The sequence below is a fragment of the Streptococcus gordonii genome (assembly GCF_001553855.1).
GTDB classification, from domain to species: Bacteria; Bacillota; Bacilli; order Lactobacillales; family Streptococcaceae; genus Streptococcus; species Streptococcus gordonii.
The window spans coordinates 407,709-428,432 of the sequence record NZ_LQWV01000012.1 but is presented as its reverse complement, the minus strand read 5'-3'; the positions used below and the strand labels follow the sequence as shown (position 1 = coordinate 428,432).

20 protein-coding genes are annotated in these 20,724 nt (G+C 41.6%); 1 reads left to right on the top strand and 19 read right to left on the bottom strand.

Annotation, left to right across the window (positions count from 1 at the left end; translation table 11 throughout):
- Together AWH02_RS11155 and truA are read right to left on the bottom strand one after the other, a co-directional pair.
- The coding region (locus tag AWH02_RS11155; RefSeq protein ID WP_236708892.1) for a YSIRK-type signal peptide-containing protein at positions 1-1,110 on the bottom strand (1,110 nt) is incomplete at its 3' end.
- Between the two features lie 373 nt (positions 1,111-1,483).
- Positions 1,484-2,233 (bottom strand): tRNA pseudouridine(38-40) synthase TruA, encoded by a 750-nt coding sequence (gene truA / locus AWH02_RS05015; protein WP_060553051.1) that lies wholly within the window; start codon positions 2,231-2,233, stop codon positions 1,484-1,486.
- 99 nt (positions 2,234-2,332) lie between these two features.
- Here truA and AWH02_RS05010 point away from each other — a divergent pair, with 99 nt between their 5' ends.
- Positions 2,333-2,806: an NUDIX hydrolase gene (locus AWH02_RS05010; protein ID WP_048778200.1), complete on the top strand. Its 474-nt coding sequence runs from the start codon at positions 2,333-2,335 to the stop codon at positions 2,804-2,806.
- Positions 2,807-2,966: 160 nt separating this feature from the next.
- Here the strand turns inward: AWH02_RS05010 and strH are convergent, their stop codons facing one another.
- From strH to AWH02_RS04925, 17 genes are all read right to left on the bottom strand, one after another.
- Positions 2,967-6,542, bottom strand: a complete 3,576-nt coding sequence (gene strH, locus AWH02_RS05005; RefSeq protein WP_060553309.1) for an LPXTG-anchored beta-N-acetylhexosaminidase StrH — start codon at positions 6,540-6,542, stop codon at positions 2,967-2,969.
- A 230-nt stretch (positions 6,543-6,772) separates the two neighbouring features.
- On the bottom strand, positions 6,773-7,906 hold the full coding sequence (gene dnaJ / locus AWH02_RS05000; protein ID WP_060553052.1) for a molecular chaperone DnaJ: 1,134 nt from the start codon (positions 7,904-7,906) through the stop codon (positions 6,773-6,775).
- A 196-nt stretch (positions 7,907-8,102) separates the two neighbouring features.
- Positions 8,103-8,735: a DJ-1/PfpI family protein gene (locus AWH02_RS04995; RefSeq protein WP_060553053.1), complete on the bottom strand. Its 633-nt coding sequence runs from the start codon at positions 8,733-8,735 to the stop codon at positions 8,103-8,105.
- 249 nt (positions 8,736-8,984) lie between these two features.
- Positions 8,985-10,808, bottom strand: a complete 1,824-nt coding sequence (dnaK, locus tag AWH02_RS04990; RefSeq protein ID WP_008808417.1) for a molecular chaperone DnaK — start codon at positions 10,806-10,808, stop codon at positions 8,985-8,987.
- Positions 10,809-11,301: 493 nt separating this feature from the next.
- A complete protein-coding gene (gene grpE, locus AWH02_RS04985) occupies positions 11,302-11,838 on the bottom strand; it encodes a nucleotide exchange factor GrpE (RefSeq protein ID WP_060553054.1) in 537 nt (178 codons plus the stop codon).
- A 35-nt stretch (positions 11,839-11,873) separates the two neighbouring features.
- On the bottom strand, positions 11,874-12,908 hold the full coding sequence (gene hrcA, locus AWH02_RS04980; protein ID WP_060553055.1) for a heat-inducible transcriptional repressor HrcA: 1,035 nt from the start codon (positions 12,906-12,908) through the stop codon (positions 11,874-11,876).
- Between the two features lie 162 nt (positions 12,909-13,070).
- The gene (locus AWH02_RS04975; RefSeq protein WP_060553056.1) at positions 13,071-13,799 is read right to left on the bottom strand and encodes an ABC transporter permease; all 729 of its coding nucleotides are present in this window, start codon (positions 13,797-13,799) and stop codon (positions 13,071-13,073) included.
- A complete protein-coding gene (locus tag AWH02_RS04970; protein WP_060553310.1) occupies positions 13,792-14,631 on the bottom strand; it encodes an ABC transporter ATP-binding protein in 840 nt (279 codons plus the stop codon). The genes AWH02_RS04975 and AWH02_RS04970 overlap by 8 nt, the downstream gene beginning before the upstream one ends.
- Positions 14,632-14,673: 42 nt before the next feature.
- Positions 14,674-15,246 carry a DUF2812 domain-containing protein gene (locus AWH02_RS04965; protein ID WP_060553057.1) on the bottom strand — a complete coding sequence of 191 codons (573 nt, stop codon included), beginning with the start codon at positions 15,244-15,246 and terminating at the stop codon, positions 14,674-14,676.
- Positions 15,246-15,569: a PadR family transcriptional regulator gene (locus AWH02_RS04960; RefSeq protein WP_008808411.1), complete on the bottom strand. Its 324-nt coding sequence runs from the start codon at positions 15,567-15,569 to the stop codon at positions 15,246-15,248. Before AWH02_RS04960 ends, AWH02_RS04965 begins: the two co-directional genes overlap by 1 nt.
- A gap of 101 nt (positions 15,570-15,670) precedes the next feature.
- A complete protein-coding gene (locus AWH02_RS04955; protein WP_060553058.1) occupies positions 15,671-15,883 on the bottom strand; it encodes a helix-turn-helix transcriptional regulator in 213 nt (70 codons plus the stop codon).
- A complete protein-coding gene (locus tag AWH02_RS04950) occupies positions 15,883-16,467 on the bottom strand; it encodes a DUF3796 domain-containing protein (RefSeq protein ID WP_060553059.1) in 585 nt (194 codons plus the stop codon). The genes AWH02_RS04955 and AWH02_RS04950 overlap by 1 nt, the downstream gene beginning before the upstream one ends.
- A gap of 118 nt (positions 16,468-16,585) precedes the next feature.
- Positions 16,586-17,383: a M15 family metallopeptidase gene (locus AWH02_RS04945; RefSeq protein WP_060553060.1), complete on the bottom strand. Its 798-nt coding sequence runs from the start codon at positions 17,381-17,383 to the stop codon at positions 16,586-16,588.
- 4 nt (positions 17,384-17,387) lie between these two features.
- On the bottom strand, positions 17,388-18,074 hold the full coding sequence (locus AWH02_RS04940) for a histidine phosphatase family protein (protein ID WP_060553061.1): 687 nt from the start codon (positions 18,072-18,074) through the stop codon (positions 17,388-17,390).
- 64 nt (positions 18,075-18,138) lie between these two features.
- Positions 18,139-18,831 (bottom strand): histidine phosphatase family protein, encoded by a 693-nt coding sequence (locus AWH02_RS04935; protein ID WP_060553062.1) that lies wholly within the window; start codon positions 18,829-18,831, stop codon positions 18,139-18,141.
- Positions 18,832-18,884: 53 nt separating this feature from the next.
- Positions 18,885-20,222 carry a PFL family protein gene (locus tag AWH02_RS04930; RefSeq protein ID WP_060553063.1) on the bottom strand — a complete coding sequence of 446 codons (1,338 nt, stop codon included), beginning with the start codon at positions 20,220-20,222 and terminating at the stop codon, positions 18,885-18,887.
- Between the two features lie 10 nt (positions 20,223-20,232).
- Positions 20,233-20,499: an ACT domain-containing protein gene (locus AWH02_RS04925; protein WP_011999901.1), complete on the bottom strand. Its 267-nt coding sequence runs from the start codon at positions 20,497-20,499 to the stop codon at positions 20,233-20,235.
- Positions 20,500-20,724 lie beyond the last annotated feature (225 nt).

The following is a 20,724-nucleotide window of genomic DNA, read 5'->3' as shown; positions in this document are numbered from 1 at the left end:
CTCCGGTTGAACTTCTGGTTCGCCATTTACTGACCCTGTGTATGCTGGAAGCGCAGGCTCGACTGGGGCTGTATCTCCTGCTGTTCCAACCGGTCCGGTATAGGATGGTTTCTCTGGTTGAACTTCTGCTTCGCCATTTACTGACCCTGTGTATGCTGGAAGCGCAGGCTCGACTGGGGCTGTATCTCCTGCTGTTCCAATCGGCTCTGTATAAGCTGGTTTCTCCGGTTGAACTTCTGGTGCTCCCTTACTACTGCTGCTTTTTTCAGATTGATTCGGATTCGTTTTATTTTCTTCTTTTGATGTTTCCTTATTTGGATGTAATCCTTGAGAAGATGGGTTAGGAGTGGAATCAGAGATACTTCCAACCTGACTTGAAATATCTTGATCTTGTTTTTCCTCTTCCATAAGCTCTGTTTGCTTTTCTTGACCCCTAGCATCCCGTCCAGATTTTGAATTTTCTGGTACTGCTAGTTGATCTTTAAGACTAATTTCTTCAGTCTGAGAGGCAGGCGAGGTTCCTGTCAAAGCCCGCAAATCAGAAGCAGTAAAGTAACCGATATAGTCGTATCCTTCAATGGCTAAATCAGCCTCAGAAACACCTGAAGAAATTGGAACTTGACGGTTATAAGAAACCAACTCTTTATTTTCTAGCGCAAAAACTTGAGGCGAAAGCAAAAGGCTCTGTCCGAACGCTCCAATCAAAAGCACTCCCACCAACTTGCCAGCCTTCTTACGAGAAAACACCAAGACAGCCAAAATAGCTGTCCCAGCTAGTATGCCAAGAAGCGGTTGCCCATTATTTCCTGTTTGAGGCAAAACTGTTGGTTTCCCCTGCTTACGATAAATCAGGTAATAATTCTCACCTGATTGCAAATCGGAAGGAAGCTCATGCTTAATCAGTTCCTTCTCCTGCTCAGTTAACTCTTGCTCTTCAACATAAGTGTAATGAGCCTGACCAGTCTTTCCAACTTCATCAGCAGCAACAGCTGGACTAGTCAAAAAGCTCCCAAAAATCAAGGCAGCGATTGCAACGGAGCCTACACCAACAGATAATTTTCTAATTGAAAATTTCTGAATTTTCTCCTGTACTTTTCTAAAATCCTTCACTTCATAACTCCCATTATTTGTTTGGATGTATAAATTTTCTCCCTAAGTCTTCACTTGCCAACTCCCTATCAGCCTTTAAAAGACAGCATTTATACACATAGTATTATCATAATTCTTTTAGATGTTTTTTACAATAGATTTTTCCTTAAAAAGTTATTTTTTTCTTTAAAAACTACAAAAAAATGGAGAAATATTCAGTTTTTTTGTAGGATAGCTAAAAACCGCTCCAAATAGTCATTTAATACCTATTCCATATGGCATTTTAAAGAGACTTCCCAGATAAAAATAAAAATGTATCAGACAAGAATCTTTTAGTCTCTTTTCTAGAAACCTACCCACAATCAAACAAAGCTGAGATACCATTATCTCAGCTTCATTCTTCATATCGAATTTCTTTCAAATAAAGGCCGTTGGGACCGGCGGTTGGTCCGGCCAGATGGCGGTCTTTCTCCGCTAAAATCCTCTGAATCTGCTCCACTGGCATGCGTTTATTACCAATCTTAAGTAGCGTTCCTACCATATTGCGGATCTGCTTGTAGAGAAAGCCATTGCCTGAAAAAGTAAAGACCAAAAAATTACGCTCTGCATCATAGCGGACCTTGGCCTCAGTAATGGTCCGAACCTTGTCTTCCACACTGGTCCCCGAAGCAGTAAAGCCTGTAAAATCATGCGTCCCCTCTAACTGAGTAATCGCTTCTTCTACCAGACTCAACTCCAAAGGATAAGGATAATGGGTGGCATAATAGCGCATCATAGGATTTTTAGGCCGGCCGATGTCCACCAAAAATTCATAGGTCTTGCTGTGTTTATTGTAGCGAGAGTGAAAATCATCCGATACCTGCTCCACACTGATAAAATCAATATCTTCTGGTGTCTGCGTATCCAAGGCAAAACGTAATTTTTCTTCATCCCGCTCTTCCGGTAAATCAAAATGCAGGACTTGGCCAAGGGCATGAACACCGCTGTCTGTCCGACCTGCACCATGAATGACCACAGGCTGGCCTTTATTGATACGGGTCAGGGTCTTTTCAATTTCTTCTTGGACGCTTCTAGCATGAGGTTGTCTTTGGAACCCAGCAAAGTCATGCCCGTCATAGGAAATAATCGCTTTATATCTTGTCATAGACCTATTGTAGCAGGAAAAGACAGGAGTAGCAAGATAATTCTCGTTATGACAATATCACTTAAAAAATGATATACTAATTCTAAAAAGGAGGGAAGAATGTTAGCAGATATCAGCTTTCAAGAAGAACATAGACGTTTCAGATACAAAGCCGCAGCACTTATCATAGAAGAAGGAGCCGTGGCTTTCATGACCAACCCTGACGAAAGCTACTTCTATCCGCTTGGAGGTGCTGTTCAGTTGGGAGAGTCCTCCCAGGAAGCCGTCAAAAGGGAAATCCAAGAAGAAACTGGTCAAGAATACGAGATTGATCGGTTAGTATTTATCCATGAAAACTTCTTCCAGCAGGAAACAGGACGATTGGCAGGACTAGACTGTCATGAAATTTGCTTTTATTACTTGATGAAACCAAAAGGACAGCAATTCCCTAGTCTTTCAGAAAATGAAACTGTCGAATGGATCCCTTTGGAAGAACTCCAACACCAAACAGCCTATCCTAATTTTCTACCTGAACTGCTCCCTCATATCCATCAAGGAATTCAACACATCATAACTGGAAAACCAGGCGAGTGAAGAAAAAGAACCTAAGCTAGCACCCCCTTAGAGGGCCTATTCCCCATAATGCCATAAACAAAAAGACGAGGCCAAACTATTTTCTTTGACCTCGTCTTTATTCTTGTCCAAATAACTATTTAAGCCTAGGTTTACACTCGATTTTTAGAACGATAATAAATCATCCTTTCCTTTTCTTGCGTCCACCCAAACCGATCATAGCTAAAGCTGTTCCCAGAAGAGTTATAGGCCAAGCTGAAGTTGTTCCAGTTTGCGGAAGTTTATTGTCCTTAGCCACTGCTTGGGCAGATGGTTGAGATAATTTTTGTTCAGCTATTGGCTGCTTAGTTTGAGTCGGTTTTAGACCCTCTTCTTGCTTACTTACTTGGCTAATAGGTGATGATCCCTTAACAGAAGGAGTAACCAACGGGGCTGGTTGAACCTGACTTTCACCCATTTTTGCTGAATCTACTTCTTTTGTCCCAATTTCCACAATTTCAGCTACTGCATCCTTAGAAACGAAACTTTCCACAAGCTTGCTACTACCGTCCTGGGCAGATATTTCAACTAAATTTGTTTTTTCACCTTTGATACCCACTTGCAAAATCTTGCGTTGCCCTTTTTCAAGGTTTGGATTTGCTACTTCTTTTGTCTCAAAGGCAATCTCTTCTGTTTGAATATCAAGATATGGTTTATATTCCACAAGAGCGCGAACTTCTTCCTCATCAGCACTGCCATTGTAGGTGATTGGCTTGAGATTTTCGCGAGCAACTTTTAGTTTAGCTGCTAGTTTGTCTACCTCTTCTTGCTTCATCCGGCTTAATTCCCAATCAATCTCATCTTGAGCTGCTTTTAGAGCTGCAACAGATTCTGGTGTATAGATGGTTAAATCGGTTGGGATTTTAGCAATTTCTTCCCGAATAGGGCCATAATTAGCCTTGAAATAGTCTTTATTATGATCAGCAAAAGCAGTCATTAATCGGAAGATCTCTTCTTCTTTGTATTCAGCTTGCGGTCTATCAGCCCAGATGGCAATCATGCTACCGACTGTTGGAAGATCTACTTCTGGGTACTTGGTAGAAGCTAGTTGATTAAATGGTGTCTTTTCAGTATTATCAAGTGCTTTCTGTAAGAAACCACCGCCATCTTCTGGCTTTTGCCCCAAAATGTAGTACCAATCCCCATTGGTATTGAGGAATTTGTAGCCCTTACTTGCTAAATACTGTGGTGATGCCAGGTTATAGCCCCACCAGCCTTTAGACCAATAGGAGATTAAGACATCCTTATCAAACTCAACATCGTCTTTGTCTTCGTAGTAGAAGCCATCGTTGAAGGCCATTGGTTGCAAACCTCTCTCTTTTGCCATAGCAGCTAGAGAATTAGCATATTCTGCGAACTTACCATAGAGGTTGTAGTATTTCAGATAATACCAACCCTGAGCATTGGTTGCATCATTGGCATATTCATCCGTTCCATAGTTGAAAATTTTGGTTTTGCCTGCAAAGTAATCCATATATTTGCCAATCAATGCTTTGGTAAAGGACTTGGCTTCTTCATTTTCCAAATCAAGGGTTGTTTTGGATAGTGTATCAAAATAAGCCTGAGGATTTTGAATACCTAGTTTTTCCATAGCGACCAAAAGGGCATCCATATGGCCTGGGCTATTGAGTGCTGGAATAAGACCTATACCCTTTCCTTTGGCATAAGCAATCAGCTCATCCATCTCTTTTTGGCTGAGGGCATTTCCATTTGGATCATCATAGTAAGCCTTGGTACCAGCCAAGATTGCTTCTTTCACTTCATCACTTGTGTAGGTTTTACCGTTGGCTTCAACGGTCATGTCATCCAACATGAAGCGCATACCGTCATTTCCAACTAGCAGATGCAAATCTGAATATCCCAATTCACTAGCCTTGTCAACGATTCTCTTTAGCTGATCCAATGAGAAATATTTCCGACCAGCGTCAATAGAAATCACCTTGCTCTTAGCTAATTTTTCTCGTTCAGCTTGAGCATCTAGTACCTTTTGATAATCAGGGGTTGGCTGGAGATGCTCACGAGCTTCTTTTAAGCGAGCAACCGCAAGATCAATCTCTTCTTGTTTGCTCCGACTAAGATGGCTGTCTAATTCTTTCACAGCTTTTTCTGCTTCCTTAAGCCGAGCGATACTTTCCGGTGTATATTTAGAAGCCAGGTCACTTGGGACTGCCGCTAATTCTTTTTCTACATCTTGATAATTGGCAGCAAAATACTCAGCATTTTGGTCGGCAAAGCGACGCATCAACTTGTAAAGCCGAGATGGGGAAAAACGCGCTGAAGGCTCATCTGCCCATGCAGCCACCATACCACCAATAATTGGAATATCTGCTCCCTCAGACTTAGGAACACTGGTAATCGGTGTAGAAGCAATTCCCTTCAATCCTTGGTCCAGATTATACCAACCTTGCCCTTCTGCATTCCGACCTAGAACATAATACCAAGCATCATTGGTATTTAGAATCTTATGCCCTTTTTCAGACAAAAGTTTGGAAGAAGCAACATCATAGCCTCCCCAGCCACCAGTCCAATAAGACACAATAATATCCTTATCAAATTCACCAAAACTCTGATCAGAATTATAGTAAATACCATCATTGAAAGCCATTGGTTTCAAGCCATTTCGCTTAACAATTTTAGCTAGATCGTTGGCATAAGCAATGAATTTTTCATACCCCTTTTCTGGGTAACCTTCTCCTGGATAATACTTGTCTGCTTGTAGAACCTGCCAGCCTTTAGCATTGGTCGCATCATTAGCATATTCATCTAAACCTATATTGAAAATATCCGTTTTACCGGCAAAATATGCAGCATATTTCTCAATCAAGGCTTTTGTGAAATCAACAGCAGGCTGATTATTTAAATCAACTGTTCGAGCAGATTCCTTGCCAAAGTAGTCAAAATTAGGTTTTTCAATTCCCAGCTCCTTCATGGCATTCAGGATCGCATCCATATGCCCTGGGCTATTGATTGTCGGCACAAGACCGATTCCTTGTTGTTTAGCATAGTCAATCAAGTCCGTCATTTCAGCTTGTGTTAAGTGATTGCCATTTGGATCATTATAATAATCGTTGGTCCCTTTTTCAATAGCTTTTTTAACATCTTCACTAGAATAGGTCTTACCGCCTACAGTTAACGACATATCATCCAATTGGAAACGCAGCCCATCATTTCCTAACAGTAAATGCATATCTGTAAAACCATAACGCTTAGCCTTGTCTACAATTTCTTTCAATTGTTCTGGGCTAAAATATTTACGACCTGCATCAACTGAAATCATTTTGCGCATGGCAAGTTTTTCATCAACACGGTCTGACTCTTGACCCTTTGGTGCATCAGTAGGTAAGCCTGCTTTCTCCTCAGAATCATTTCTTTTTTCTGCTTCTCCAGTAGCATCTTTTTCAGGGGTCTTATCTTGCTTAGGAATATCTGTATTAGATTCTGCTGGAGCAGAAGTTGATGGAGTTGCTTCACTATTGTTTACAGGATTTGCTCCGGACGTTTCCTCTGCTGTAGACTTATCTTGTGCGGGACTAGAGGTTGCCACTTCTTCTGCAGCTTTGGGTTCAGTAGAATCTGCTGGAGCGACAACATTTGACTGCGTAGTTGGAAGCTCTTCTGCCGAAACAACCTGTCCAGCCATAGTGATTCCAATTAGAACAGAAGCCGCTCCAACTGAAAATTTACGAATAGAAAAACGCTGTTCTCTATGAAAGACCATCATAAAATCTCCTTTTTGATAAATAGAAAAACCGATAATGTAAACGGTTTCTTTTTCTTCATTATAGGCTATTACCCCCTGTTCTGCAATGAGCCCTCTACAAGATTCTATAATTTATTGATAAAGAGATTTAATTCAGATACCTATATTTTAAAGCAACGTTTCAAAAGATCTCAAATCCCAAAAAAGAGAGAGTGAACTATAACTTCAGTCCACTCTCTTCCTTTCTTTTATTCCCCATCAAAAGCATCTTTAATATGGTCAAAGAAGCCTTTTTTCTTAGGATTTACACTGATATTCCCTGCAGCCGCAAAGTCCTTGAGCGCTGCTTTTTGCTTATCATTCAGTCCTGTTGGAGTCACAACGTTAACAGTCACATACTGATCACCCATGCTTCCACCACGAAGACTAGGAGCTCCCTTGCCACGCAAGCGGAATCGTTTGCCAGTCTGAGTTCCTTCTGGGATATTGAGCTCAACATCCCCATGAACGGTTGGAACATCCACACTGTCTCCAAGTGCGGCCTGAACAAAGTTTAGATTGAGCTTGTAGTATATAGTAGATCCATCTCGCTCAAATTTATCACTTGGTTCGACATTGACGACTACATACAAGTCTCCATAAGGGCCACCATTGAAACCTGCTTCCCCTTGCCCTGCTAGGCGAACTTGCTGACCAGTTTCCACACCTGCTGGGATTTTAACATGGACACTGTGGGCTTGTTTTTCATGTCCTGTTCCATGACAGGTCGTACAAGGCTCCTTAATTTCTTTTCCGCGTCCATGACAGACATCACAGGTCACTTGACGACGCATCATGCCCAGAGGAGTTTGCGTATCTACATTGATGACACCTGAGCCATGACAGCGTCCACAAGTCACTGGACTTGTCCCTGGCTTAGCACCTGATCCGCTACACGTACGACAAGACGCCTCCCGGTTGTACTTAATTTCCTTTTCAGTACCAAAAATAGCCTCTTCAAACTTGAGATTTACACGATATTGAAGATCGTCACCCTGACGAGGAGCATTTGGATTTCGCGAAGCACCGCCACCAAAAAAACTTGAGAAGATATCTTCAAATCCACCAAAGCCAGATCCGTCAAAGCCACCAAAGCCGCCTGCGCCACCGCCAAAACCACCATTGGCTCCAGCAGCACCATACTGATCATAGGCTGCCCTTTTCTGCTCGTCACTTAAAGTCTCATAAGCTTCTTGGACCTCTTTGTACTTATCTTCTGCCCCAGGATCTTTATTAATATCTGGGTGATATTTTTTTGATAATTTCCGATAGGCTCTCTTGATTTCATCCTGTGAAGCATTCTTTGAGACACCTAGACGGTCATAATATTCCGTATTGTTCATATAAGATACCAAGACCGTAAAATTCGACTGAAAAATAGGAAATCAGGCGACGGAGCGATGCTCCTAGACAGATTTCTCTTTTTTCTGAGAATTTAGGTCGGGTTCAGTTCCTTTCTTTCATATTGAGTCAGAATTTTTAGAACCCGTGTTCAATTACGAACACTCTTGTTCCTTTCTATAAATTTTAAGAGATTTCTTAGAAGTTGTTTTTTATGCTCTGCTTCACTTCATCAAACTCTTTGTCCGATAGAGTAAAAACCAAATCCTCTTCTGAATATTCATTCTGTTCTTTAAAATAGTTGTCAGTATTTTCTGCCAAACCTAGACCAAGAATTACTTTTCTTGCAAACTCTTGATGTGCAAAGCCGACAGCAGTAATGATATTTTTATCTTGCAGGACAGCTTTAGCTTTGAAATTTTCCCGTGGAAGAAATTCAAAATAGTCAAAGAAGTTTTGCCAAATCCCACCCGTAAATTTCGTGTCCTTCAATAAGCCTGCTTTCGCCAATAAAATGGGAGCTGATGAAATAGCTGCAATCAAAATCTCTTGCTGATACAAACTTCTTAGGAAAGAAATCAATTTTTCATCGTGCAAAGCAGGGGCAATATTTATCATCCCTGGCAAAATGACACAAGAATAGTCTTCGATAACTACTTCATCCAGTGTTCTAGTAGGTTGACAGGCTAATCCATCTTCCGATGTTATAATGCCTCTATCTGAACCAACATAATCGATTTCAATACCAAAAGATAGAGCTAAAGTACTGGTCAGGCAAACTACTTCATAAAGTGAAAAATTAGGATAAATGATACAAAGCACTTTTTTCATAAGCATCACCCTCTATCTTACCGAAAAACAGAGGCTGGGTTGCAACCTCTGGATTTCTTTTTATACTTATGACATCAGACCGAGGCTAAGACAAAGACCTATCCGCCTCATCTAATTTTCAAAACGACTTTTGACGCGGTAGCTGATTGGATTTTAGGTTCGTCTTTCAGACTCCCAAAAATCCTAATCATCCTCGCGGGGGTTCGACTACGAACTAAAAACTTTCAATTTTTAGTTCTGTCTTACCGCCTATTTCTCCGTAAACTCTCCGTCTACGACGTCATCGCCTGCGTTTCCTGTTGCTTGTGCGCCTTCTGCTCCTGCTTGAGCTTGTTGAGCTGCTGCGGCTTGTTCGTAGAGTTTAACAGCAAGTCCTTGAGCTTTTTCGTTCAAAGCTTCGAGTTTTGCTTTCATTTCGTCCAAGTTGTTGTCTTCTTGAGCTTTCTTAAGGTCATCAAGGGCAGTTTGAGCAGCGTCACGTTCTGCGTCGAAGCCTTTACCTTCAGTTTCCTTGATAGTCTTTTCAGTCGCAAAGATAGCTTGGTCAACTTCGTTACGAAGATCAACTTCTTCTTTACGTTTCTTATCTGCTTCAGCGTTTGCTTCTGCATCTTTCATCATGCGGTCGATTTCTTCATCAGTCAAACCTGAGTTAGATTGGATGACAATTGTTTGTTCTTTTTGAGTTCCAAGGTCTTTAGCCTTAACAGACACGATACCGTTCTTGTCGATATCAAATGTTACTTCGATTTGAGGAATTCCACGAGGTGCAGCTGGGATATCTGTCAATTGGAAACGTCCAAGTGTCTTGTTATCCGCTGCCATTGGGCGTTCACCTTGAAGAACGTGGATATCAACGGCCGGTTGGTTGTCTGCTGCTGTAGAGAAGACTTGTGATTTAGAAGTTGGAATAGTAGTGTTGCGGTCGATGAGTTTTGTGAATACGCCACCCATTGTTTCGATACCAAGTGACAATGGAGTCACGTCAAGAAGAACAACGTCTTTGACATCACCAGTGATGACACCACCTTGGATAGCCGCACCCATGGCAACTACTTCATCAGGGTTAACTGATTTGTTTGGTTCTTTACCAGTCTCAGCTTTAACAGCTTCTACAACAGCTGGGATACGAGTTGAACCACCAACAAGGATGACTTCGTCGATTTCTGACAAGCTCAAGCCTGCATCAGAAAGGGCTTGACGAACTGGAGTTTTTGTACGTTCTACAAGATCACGAGTCAAATCATCAAATTTGGCACGAGTCAGAGTCATTTCCAAGTGAAGAGGTCCTGCAGCTCCTGCTGTGATGAATGGCAAGCTGATTTGAGTTGAAGTCACACCTGAAAGGTCTTTCTTAGCTTTTTCAGCAGCATCTTTCAAACGTTGAAGAGCCATCTTGTCAGTAGACAAGTCAATACCATTTTCCTTCTTAAATTCTGCAACCATGTGGTCGATAATCTTTTGGTCAAAGTCGTCACCACCAAGTTTGTTGTCTCCTGCAGTTGCCAATACATCGAAGACACCGTCACCCAATTCAAGAATAGATACGTCAAATGTACCACCACCAAGGTCAAATACCAAGATTTTTTCTTCTTTGTCAGTCTTGTCCAAACCGTAAGCAAGGGCTGCTGCTGTTGGTTCGTTAACGATACGTTCTACTTCAAGACCAGCGATTTTACCAGCGTCTTTAGTCGCTTGACGTTGCGCATCGTTAAAGTAAGCTGGAACTGTGATGACTGCTTTAGTTACTTTTTCACCAAGATATTCTTCAGCGTAGCCCTTCAAGTATTGAAGAATCATCGCTGAAATTTCTTGTGGAGTGTATTCTTTGCCGTTTGCAGAAACTTTTTCAGAAGTCCCCATCTTAGATTTGATAGAGATAACAGTATCTGGGTTTGTTACTGCTTGACGTTTTGCAGCATCACCAACGATGATTTCGCCATTTTTGAATGACACTACTGATGGAGTTGTGCGGTTTCCTTCTGGGTTTGCGATGATTTTGCTTTCAGTTCCTTCAAGAACTGCAACTGCTGAGTTTGTTGTACCTAAGTCAATACCGATAATTTTAGACATGTGTTTTTCTCCTTAAGTTTTATATTCTATTTTTGATTTTTCTTAATATTCCCCTTAAGTGGTGGGGACGTGAGCAACTCCCTCCGGGATTTCATCACTTATTTTTGAGCCTATTGTCTCAAAAATCCCCTGTTTCAGTAGCACGAGCTACTGAAACTTTCACCACGGTGGGAAATATCTTCCTTGCAAGCCTCAAGCTTGCCTCTTATCTTTCTTCATAGTTTATTGTCATTTCGGACAAGTTTTTTATTATGTAAGGTTACGACATGAGAAGTCGAAATGATACGCAGTAGCTGATTGGCAGCTCACTTTGCAACGTTCGTGACAAGCCTAATCACCCTTGCAGGGGTGCGTCAACGAAATCACAGATTTCTGACTTACCTCCTAATCGAACTCGCCCTAAGCTCTGGGTAAAAAAGATAGATTTCCTTGTGTTCATCGAACACTTCGTCAATCTCCTATTTTTACTGTGAGCTTTTTCGGGCTCTATATCTTAGTTGTATACTACTACCATAGCCGGTCTTAGGATGCGGTCATGGAGTTTGTAGCCTTTTTGGAAGACTTGTGCGATGGTATCTGCTGGATGTTCGTCGTCAGCTGGAACAGTTTGAATGGCCATGTGATAGTTATGGTCAAATTCTCCATCGGCCGGAATTTCTTCGATGCCCTCTTCTTTGAGAGCATGAACCAAGCTTTCCTGCACCATTTCCAATCCTTTTTTGACATCATCTGTCAATCCTTCAACAGCAAGAGCACGCTCAAGGTTGTCCAAAGAAGGTAGAATCGCTTTTGCTAGATCTTGACTACGATAGCGTTGCAAGAGCTGACGCTCTTCATTGGCACGGCGTTGGATGTTTTGCATTTCTGCATGGGCACGGAGATATTTATTTTCAAAATCATCTGCCCGCTCATTTGCTAGTTCTAATTCTGATTTTTCGGGGCTTGCAGATTCAGCTTGCTCAGCTGTTTCTACTGCTTCCTCTTTTACTTCTACATCTTCTGGATGTTCTTCATGTTTATGTTTTGCCACAAGGCACCTCCTTTTTAGGAATGATTATACTGTAATTAGTGGACTTCATAGTGGTTACTACTGAGGTAGCGATAGAAGTCCGTCAGTTTCATAGTCAAAACACGATTAATCACATTAACCTGACTGACTACTCGTTGATAGTCGAGATTGACTGGTCCGATGACTGCTAAAATTCCAAATCCTCTGTAAGGAATCAAAAATTTGCTAGAAATAATGGTCAAATCAGACAAACAACTTTCTCGGCTATCTGCCACGCGCACACTTTGCATCTGATCCTCGGCTAGACTATCTCTAATCTCAAAGGCCACCTTCTGTGAATCATCAAAGAATTGATAGGCCTTCAAGTCTGAAAAATTCAACAAAGCAACTTTACCAGATACAATAACATTCTCTTTAAAAATATCACCGAAGATATGCTCAAACAGATGAATGACATTATCTGTCGTAGTGAAATAGCGCTGGATAATCTGGGGAATTTCAGTCCGAATCTTGTAGTGAATATCCAAGACTGTCTGTCCCAAAAAACGCTCCTGCACCAAGGCTTTAAGCCTATCCAAGTCTTCTCTTAGGAAGTTACGCGGAATCATAAACTGACTGGTGATAGTATTGGACTCATCTAGAGTAAAAACTGCTAGAGCCGTATGCTGACTCAGCACTACAATATCAAAAGCTGTTAATCTCTGTCGGCTTGGTTCCACATCCAAGGCAACAACTGTGCAACCACTCAGCTTAGCTAGAAGGTCCGCTGCCTGTTGAAGAATGTCCTCTAAATTGAAAAATTCATAATCAAAAGCTTTGATAACTTCATAGAGTTCATTTTCAGCGAGACGATCAAAGGATAGCGAATGCTTGACGAAGTACTGAAAACCAGCAACACTGGGTTTACGGCCACTAGATGTATGAGCCTTTTCCAGAAGTCCCTGTTTTTCCAGAGCAGCCATATCATTTCGGATAGTAGCACTACTCGAATTGATAGAATCCTGTAAAGCTTTGGACCCTACTGGCTCGTGAGTCTTGGTAAAGATATCAATAATCAAATTCAAAATCTCATTTTGACGCTCCGTTACCACGGTACCACCTCCATTCAAGATCCCTTCTTTGTTAGCACTCGATAACCTCGAGTGCTAACTCATGATTCTATTATACACTCTTCCGAAACAATGTCAAGATAAAAACTCAAAAAATTAGCACTCTTTTTACAAGAGTGCTAAAAATCAGTCTAAAGACCTAGTTTAATCATCCAAGGATTTCATGTGACTCATTAAGTAGAAGGAAAGTCCTGCAAAAAGAAGTAGCCAGAGAACGAGAGCAAAAAGTTCTCCACTCCAAAATTGGAAGTTAGACCAATCTTTCATAAAAATAGTAAAGAGGCCCAAAAAGCTATAACGCAGAACCTTAAATAAATCCTCATTCATATTTGAAAACATAGGAATAAAAGCTACCAAGAGCATAGCCGGAACACTAAGGGATTGAGCCATGACTTGATTTTTACAAAACAGACCAACCATTAAGAAGAAGAAAATTAAGACTAGCAAGGTTAACAAGAGAACCAAACCATAGCTGAATACCTGATTAGAAAGCTTGGCTCCTATCAAAATCGGGGTAACGACGATATAAAAAATCCCAATAATCGCCGGCCAGATTAAAGCGGAGAGAATGTATTGACCCGCTGTCACACCTACCAAACGCAAACTTTGCAAATTATGTTTTTCTCTCTCCTCAGCCAGAATGATGATAATAGGCGTCCCAACAGACATGGCTAAAGAGAAGGGCAAAGAAATATTCATTAACAAGGTAGCTAGTCTGTCTGCTCCCAGTTCTTGACCCGCTCCATTCAGTGAAAAAATAAATTTATAAAGAAAAACGAAGAAAACTGGCATGAGAACTTGTAATAGAATACTTTTATTTGCTAATGTCACTTGACCTCTCAGCCAAATCATCCCTTTTAACTTATTAGACATTTAAGGTACCTCCTGTCAAAGTGATGAAAACATCTTCTAAAGTTGGTTCGCAAGAATGAATACTGATAACAGTTGACAGATCCAAGCCTCCTTGCAATTCCTCAAAGGCCACCGTCTTCGTTGTCAAATCTACATATTCTAAACGAACTTTCTTATCTGTATTGTACTTTTGGATAATCTCATGCGGACTGCCTACTTCGACCAACTTACCCTTATGCAATAAAGCCAAACGATCGCACAAAAGTGTAGCTTCCTGCATATCATGAGTTGTCAGAAAAATAGTTGTTCCCTGAGCTTTTAGTTCCAGTAGCAAGTCATGGATTGTTCGGGAAGTTGACGGATCCAAACCACTGGTCGGCTCATCCAAAAAGAGCAATTTGGGCTGATTAATCAAGGCACGGACCAATAGCATCCGTTGCTTCATACCGGTAGATAGTTTTTCCGCTACCTTGTTGCGACTATCATAGAGCCCCACTTTTTGAAGAAGCTCATCGACTTTCTTCATATCCACACCAAAGATCATAGCATAGGCCTTAAGATTGTTGTAAAGCGACATTTTTTCATAAAAGCCACTCGTATCACTGACAATCCCTATCTGCTCCAGGACTTCTACCTTTAAATCCTCAACCGTTTCAGACAGCACATGAGCTGTTCCAGCATCTGCCTTGAGCTGCCCAGTCAAGATATTAATGGTCGTTGTTTTTCCTGATCCAGATGGTCCTAGGAAGCCAAAAATTTCTCCTTCTTGAATGGAAAAATCAATTCCTGCCAAGGCTTCTTGTTCTTTGAACTTCTTTTTCAAGCCTTGAACTTCAATAATCGGTTTTTTCATCATTATCCTCACTTTCATAAAAAACAGTTGATAAGGGGCTCATCAGCTCTTGAGCTCCTGCTTCATTCTCCAGAAACTCAAGCCGATATGAACCAGTTGACCAAATAAAATAAATAACAATACTGTATCTATTAATAAGATACATTTTACTAGCCAATCTACATCTGAACCTTTTTGAGCTACACTTAAAACTAAATAAGTAGCAAAAAACAAAGCTACAAGGGCTGGCAAAAACCGCCATATAAGCAAACGCTTAACCATTTCTAGCTTAGACCAGGCATCATTATAGATCTCAAGGTCACTTTCCGCATCAAGCTGAGAAGCTGGCTTGCGGAAATAGGAAAATTGATTAAAATTTGTAATATGCTCCCAACCACAATCTTTGAATAGTTGATAATAGGAGTCTCGCTCCGCCTTCTTTATAGGACGAAAATCTAATTGATAAGCCATTTCCTGAGGTGAAGTTTTTTCAAAAGTATAACGAACTGCAATTATAAAAGGGGAATAGTTTACTTTTTTCAACTTCCAGCCCTGGCCATGCATCTTTTTAAAATAGGACGCTTCTCTATCGTAGTCTGCAATGGTAAAGATCCTGTAGACGACTTTCTTTCCCATCAAACATCCTCCTTACTATTCCGGTAAAGGCGTTCAATCCGCTGAATTTCCAAGTTCAAAATCTTCTGCCCAAGATCTGTAATCTGGTAGAGTTTCCTCTTTTCTTCCTCGCGAACAAAGGCAATCAGACCATCCTTTTCCATTTTGGACAAGGTTCCATACATGGTTCCGGGACTGATAGATAGTTGCCCATCTGTCAATTCCTTGACTTTTTGAGTAATACTGTAGCCATGCCTTTCTTTCTGGAGACAAAAGAGGATATAGAATCCTGTCTCTGTCATCGGTACATAGACTCGCCTGAGTTTTTCTGTCAATCCACTCATCTTTGCTTCTCCCTTTTACTTCGATATATCGAATCTTGATATATTCATTATATCGCAGTCCGATATAGTTGTCAAGAGTTTATATAGGAATCTTGCTTAAATTATTCTTTTAGCTCAAATAGATCCTCTATCTTCAAATCAAAGACTCGTGCAATTTTTAGAGCCATTTCAAGAGAAGGATTGTAACGATTATTTTCTAGATGCAAAATCGTCTCTCGCCTAACACCGATACGCTCTGCCAACTCTTGCTGGGTCATGCCATGAGATTCTCGAGTCGACTTCAAACTTGTAATAAGATTGCTTACTTTCCCCATCATGCCCCTCTACTTTCCAAATACATGAATACAAAATTGAAAAGTAAGACCAGCACCCCTGCTACTATAAAAAAGATACCTCCTGGAATATACAGACCCTTCACGATCATTAACAGCAAAGCTAAAGTTAACAGAAAGATGATACTGCTAGCAAATGCTGTCATGGCAGCATTAGATAGATTTGCATAAAAACGCTCATCTGCTTCTTCATCTGCTTTTCTTAAGATAAAGTAACCAAGAAAAACCAGCTGCACTAGAAGACCTATCCCCATCACGATTTCTTTTAAAAGACCAGCAGGTGGCGTACTGAGCCAGATGCCTAGTGTATAGATAGACGAGGCAGATAAAACGAGGATACCATTTAATTTTTCTTTAATAGAGAAAATCTTCCTCTCCCTAACTTCATTTTGTTTGCTTTTTAAAGCACCCCAAGTAGCAAAAAACAGACCAATCCCTGTCCCACAAATCAATATCAACTTTTCCAGCAAGCTAAATCGAACAAGCCCAGATAAAACCGCCCAATCTCCGCATAAGACCAGAATCCACAAAGGTAGTAACACGACTAACTTTTGACCTTTTTTCATGACAAAACCTCCTGTAGTGTTATAAATATATCACACTTTATGTTATAAATATATCACATTGGTCACAATAATGCAAATTTCTCGATAAAAAAAGTCAGGAACACCTGACTTACTTGATTTATTTTTCTGCTGCCTTTAGTAATGCGATGTACTCTTCCAGAACTAGATTGTGCTTTTGCATATATTGGGCGTTCTCTACACCGACATAGCGGTAATGCCAGTGTTCAAAATCCACTCCAGTAATATTACTCTTGCCTTCGGGATAGCGAAGGACAAAGCCATATTGTGGAGCCAGCTGAGCTATCTTAGCAGCTAGTTCATCCTCCAGACCTTCAGGAACACTCATATCAATAGCCAAACCTGTTTGATGTTCACTAGCTCCTGGAATCTGAATCTGTTTCTGGACAGCACTGACAGCCTCTTCATGTGACACACCCTTAGACTCTTCTGCTGCAACATTCTCATTAAAGAGCTCTTCTTGCTCTGCACGACTCCGATAACCAGAAATTAGTATTTCTCCTGGAGCTATGGTCTGAGCCGCAGCAAGGAACTGCTGAGTATTCTCAGCAATACGACTATCCACCCGGATTTCCCCAACCTGAGTCAAAGATGGCGTCTTTTCCTCCTGTAGATGATCACGGTTAACCAAGACTAAATTCCAATCCGCTGAAGACACCTTGGGTAAATCAGAATCAGAACTTGTTAATCTTGAAGACTTAGAACTGCTTGGCTTAGTAGAGCTACTCCCTTGACTCGAAACCTGAACATAGCTGAGAAGATTCTTCAATAAGGAGGGGCGGAAATAAATAACCGTTCCACCTATGACTAAGGTCAAGATAAGTAATAGTAAGATCGTCAAACCAACCTTCTTGGCCTTGGATTTCCTTTTTACTCTTAGATGTTTAGCGTGTTTCAACTTATTACTCCATTACTTTGGCGCCCACTTCACGATAAGACATATCGCCAATCCGGTCAATCGTAAACTTACCATCTTCGTAGTCCACTACAGTTACACTGCCGTTGTGCAAGCCTAAACCTCGAGGTGTTGCGTGGTCAATCAACCAAGCGAAGGTTCCAATCGTCATACCATGACTAACAATCAGAGCATTGCCTCCTCCTAGCGACTCAACTTCTTTGGCGATACTCTCAAAACCATCTAAAATACGGCCACTGAGTTTAGGCCAAGATTCTGCCCAGCCTGCTGTATCCACTTCTACCAATCCTTCTGCTAATTCGGGGTAGCTAAGTTGATGAACATGTTCGACATGAAAGACACGGGGCATAACACCCATAAAGAGTTCACCGTCATAAGCCCCATCAAAGCTACCAAAGCACCATTCACGAATGCGTTTGTCTGTACGGTAAGGGATCTTATCTCTCAAACCCAGCTCGTCTAAAATGATTCCCATGGTTTGAATAGTCCGACCACTATCGCTAGAATAAGCCCGCTTAAAGTCTATACCAGCATCTTTTAGACCCAACCCTAACTCTCGAATTCCTCGTTCACCTTCAGCTGTCAGAGGGGTATCCGACCAACCTTGCGCTCGACCAATCGCATTAAACATGGTTTTACCGTGACGGACGATATACAATCTTGTTTTTGACATTTACTTGCCTCCCTTATTCTTCCTTTATTATACCACTTTTAGGAAAAAATCAAGACCATTCCTGTCAGCGACTATTTAAAACCTCTGCACCAGCTTGACGATAGGACACATCTCCCAAACTTTCAATGGATAGTTTTCCATTGGCATATTCAACAACTGTCACACTTCCATTTTCAACTCCAGGGTTTTTCTCAATCTCTTCGTCAATTAAATAAGCAAGTGTACCGATTGTCATACTATGGCTGACTACCAAAGCATTGCCTCCACCGGAAGCCTCTACATCTTTTGCAATAGCTTCAAAACCTTCTAAAATTCGACCACTGAGTTTATCCCATGGTTCCGCCCAACCTGCAGTATCTACTTCAACTAAGCCATTTGCCAAGTCCGGTAGGCTAAGCTCCTTGTAGTCATCAGTTTTCAAAACACGAGGAATAACACCGTGAAAGAGTTCTCCACCATAAGCACCATCAAAACTGCCAAAACACCACTCTCGGATTCTTTTATCAAAGGTATAAGGGATTTGCCCAGTTAAGCCAAGTTCCTCCAACACAATCCCCATAGTCTGAATGGTTCGACCCGAGTCACTTGAATAAGCTTTTACAAAGGGAAGGCCAGATTTTTTTAAGCCAATCCCCAACGCTCGAATACCACGCTCCCCTTCAGCTGTCAGAGGAGTATCTGACCAACCTTGAGCTCTGCCAATGGTATTAAACATTGTCTTCCCATGCCGAATGATAAATAATCTCGTTTTTGTCATCTCTTCTCCTTGTTCAATCGAAAAGGCCTGTCTGCACAGACCTGATTTTCTTATTAATTTTTAAAACTGTGAATAGGTGCTGGAATCTGACCCCCCCGCGCGATAAAGGCAGCTGACGAAGCCTGATTTACCTTCATGACCGGAGCTGTTCCCAAGAGCCCGCCAAATTCGATCATATCGCCTTCCTTGCCCTTTGGAATAATCCGCACAGCTGTTGTCTTCTGATTGATGACACCAATAGCTGCTTCATCGGCAATCATGGCTGCGATAGTTTCAGCCGGTGTCGCCTCCGGGATGGCAATCATATCCAAACCTACCGAGCAGATAGCTGTCATAGCTTCTAACTTTTCTAGATTGAGCGAGCCGTTTTGCACAGCCGCAATCATGCCCTCGTCTTCTGACACAGGGATGAAAGCACCAGATAGTCCGCCAACCTGATTGCAGGCCATGACACCACCTTTTTTGACTTGGTCATTGAGTAGAGCAAGCGCCGCTGTCGTGCCATGAGTGCCGACTGTTTCTAAGCCCATTTCTTCTAAGACACGGGCCACTGAGTCTCCGACTGCTGGCGTTGGAGCCAAACTCAAGTCAACAATCCCAAACTTAACGCCCAGACGTTCGCTGGCCATCTGACCAACCAACTGACCAATACGAGTGATTTTGAAGGCCGTTTTCTTGACTGTTTCAGCCACCACGTCAAAGCTCTCACCACGAACCTTTTCCAAAGCCCGCTTGACAACACCAGGTCCTGAAACACCGACATTGATGACCACATCTGCTTCACCAACACCATGGAAGGCACCAGCCATGAAAGGATTGTCCTCTACCGCATTGGCAAAGACGACCAATTTAGCTACACCCATGTCAGACAGTTGGGCTGTTTCCTTAATAATCCGTCCCATATCCGCAACTGCCGTCATATTAATACCAGTCTTAGTTGAGCCGATATTGACAGAAGAACAGACCTTGTCCGTCTCTGCTAAAGCTCGTGGAATAGAATTAATGAGGATTTCATCGCCTTTTTGATAGCCCTTTTGGACCAAGGCAGAGAAACCACCTATAAAGTCTACGCCGATTTCCTTAGCCGCTCGATCCAGAGCCTTAGCCAAAGGAATATAATCTTTAGCATCCGTGGCCGCCCCAATCAGCGAAATCGGAGTCACTGAGACCCGCTTGTTGACGATAGGAATCCCGAGCTCTGCAGCAATTTCGTCCCCAACTGCCACCAAATTTTTAGCCTTGGTCGTGATTTTTTGGTAAATCTTCTCAGCAGCCCGATCAATGTCTGTATCGATGCAGTCCAAGAGTGAAATACCCATGGTGATAGTCCGAATATCGAAATTCTGCTCCTCAATCATGGCAATGGTTTCTGTAACTTGTCTAATATCCATCCTTCACTCCTTAGATATTGTACATGGCATCAAAAATAGCTGCACTTTGAATATTGATTTTGACGTTAAGAGTCTGGCCAAAGCTCTCAAATTCACTACGAAGAGCTGCAAAATCTTGTTTTTCTTCACTTGAAACAACAGCCATCATCGTAAAAAATTCATCCAAAACAGTCTGTGAAATATCATCTATATTCAATCCCAACTCTGCAATCTTAGTTGAGACTCCTGCAACAATCCCTGATCTATCTTTCCCAACAACCGTAATAATTGCTTTCATTGTCGACTCCAATCCATTTTTTGTTTGTATTATTGTAGCATAAAAGATGTGATTTTGCATGGAATTGTAGAAATTCCTCAGACGAGCTTATACATGCTTTCTTCTCACTCTTCTATTTTAGGCAGGAATCCATAATTCATCCATATAAAATAAGCCCGTCATTTCTTGTTCGACAAGGCTCATAGATGGAATTGCAAGACAGATTCTCAGATTTGTCTATTGAAA

Bases quoted from the DNA above. Each gene is read 5' to 3' on its own strand.
- truA (WP_060553051.1), bottom strand. From the start codon at position 2,233: ATGACAAGATATAAAGCGATTATTTCCTATGACGGGCATGACTTTGCT.
- AWH02_RS05010 (WP_048778200.1), top strand. From the start codon at position 2,333: ATGTTAGCAGATATCAGCTTTCAAGAAGAACATAGACGTTTCAGATAC.
- strH (WP_060553309.1), bottom strand. From the start codon at position 6,542: ATGGTCTTTCATAGAGAACAGCGTTTTTCTATTCGTAAATTTTCAGTT.
- dnaJ (WP_060553052.1), bottom strand. From the start codon at position 7,906: ATGAACAATACGGAATATTATGACCGTCTAGGTGTCTCAAAGAATGCT.
- AWH02_RS04995 (WP_060553053.1), bottom strand. From the start codon at position 8,735: ATGAAAAAAGTGCTTTGTATCATTTATCCTAATTTTTCACTTTATGAA.
- dnaK (WP_008808417.1), bottom strand. From the start codon at position 10,808: ATGTCTAAAATTATCGGTATTGACTTAGGTACAACAAACTCAGCAGTT.
- AWH02_RS04975 (WP_060553056.1), bottom strand. From the start codon at position 13,799: ATGTCTAATAAGTTAAAAGGGATGATTTGGCTGAGAGGTCAAGTGACA.
- AWH02_RS04970 (WP_060553310.1), bottom strand. From the start codon at position 14,631: ATGAAAAAACCGATTATTGAAGTTCAAGGCTTGAAAAAGAAGTTCAAA.
- AWH02_RS04965 (WP_060553057.1), bottom strand. From the start codon at position 15,246: ATGGGAAAGAAAGTCGTCTACAGGATCTTTACCATTGCAGACTACGAT.
- AWH02_RS04960 (WP_008808411.1), bottom strand. From the start codon at position 15,569: ATGAGTGGATTGACAGAAAAACTCAGGCGAGTCTATGTACCGATGACA.
- AWH02_RS04955 (WP_060553058.1), bottom strand. From the start codon at position 15,883: ATGGGGAAAGTAAGCAATCTTATTACAAGTTTGAAGTCGACTCGAGAA.
- AWH02_RS04950 (WP_060553059.1), bottom strand. From the start codon at position 16,467: ATGAAAAAAGGTCAAAAGTTAGTCGTGTTACTACCTTTGTGGATTCTG.
- AWH02_RS04940 (WP_060553061.1), bottom strand. From the start codon at position 18,074: ATGTCAAAAACAAGATTGTATATCGTCCGTCACGGTAAAACCATGTTT.
- AWH02_RS04935 (WP_060553062.1), bottom strand. From the start codon at position 18,831: ATGACAAAAACGAGATTATTTATCATTCGGCATGGGAAGACAATGTTT.
- AWH02_RS04930 (WP_060553063.1), bottom strand. From the start codon at position 20,222: ATGGATATTAGACAAGTTACAGAAACCATTGCCATGATTGAGGAGCAG.
- AWH02_RS04925 (WP_011999901.1), bottom strand. From the start codon at position 20,499: ATGAAAGCAATTATTACGGTTGTTGGGAAAGATAGATCAGGGATTGTT.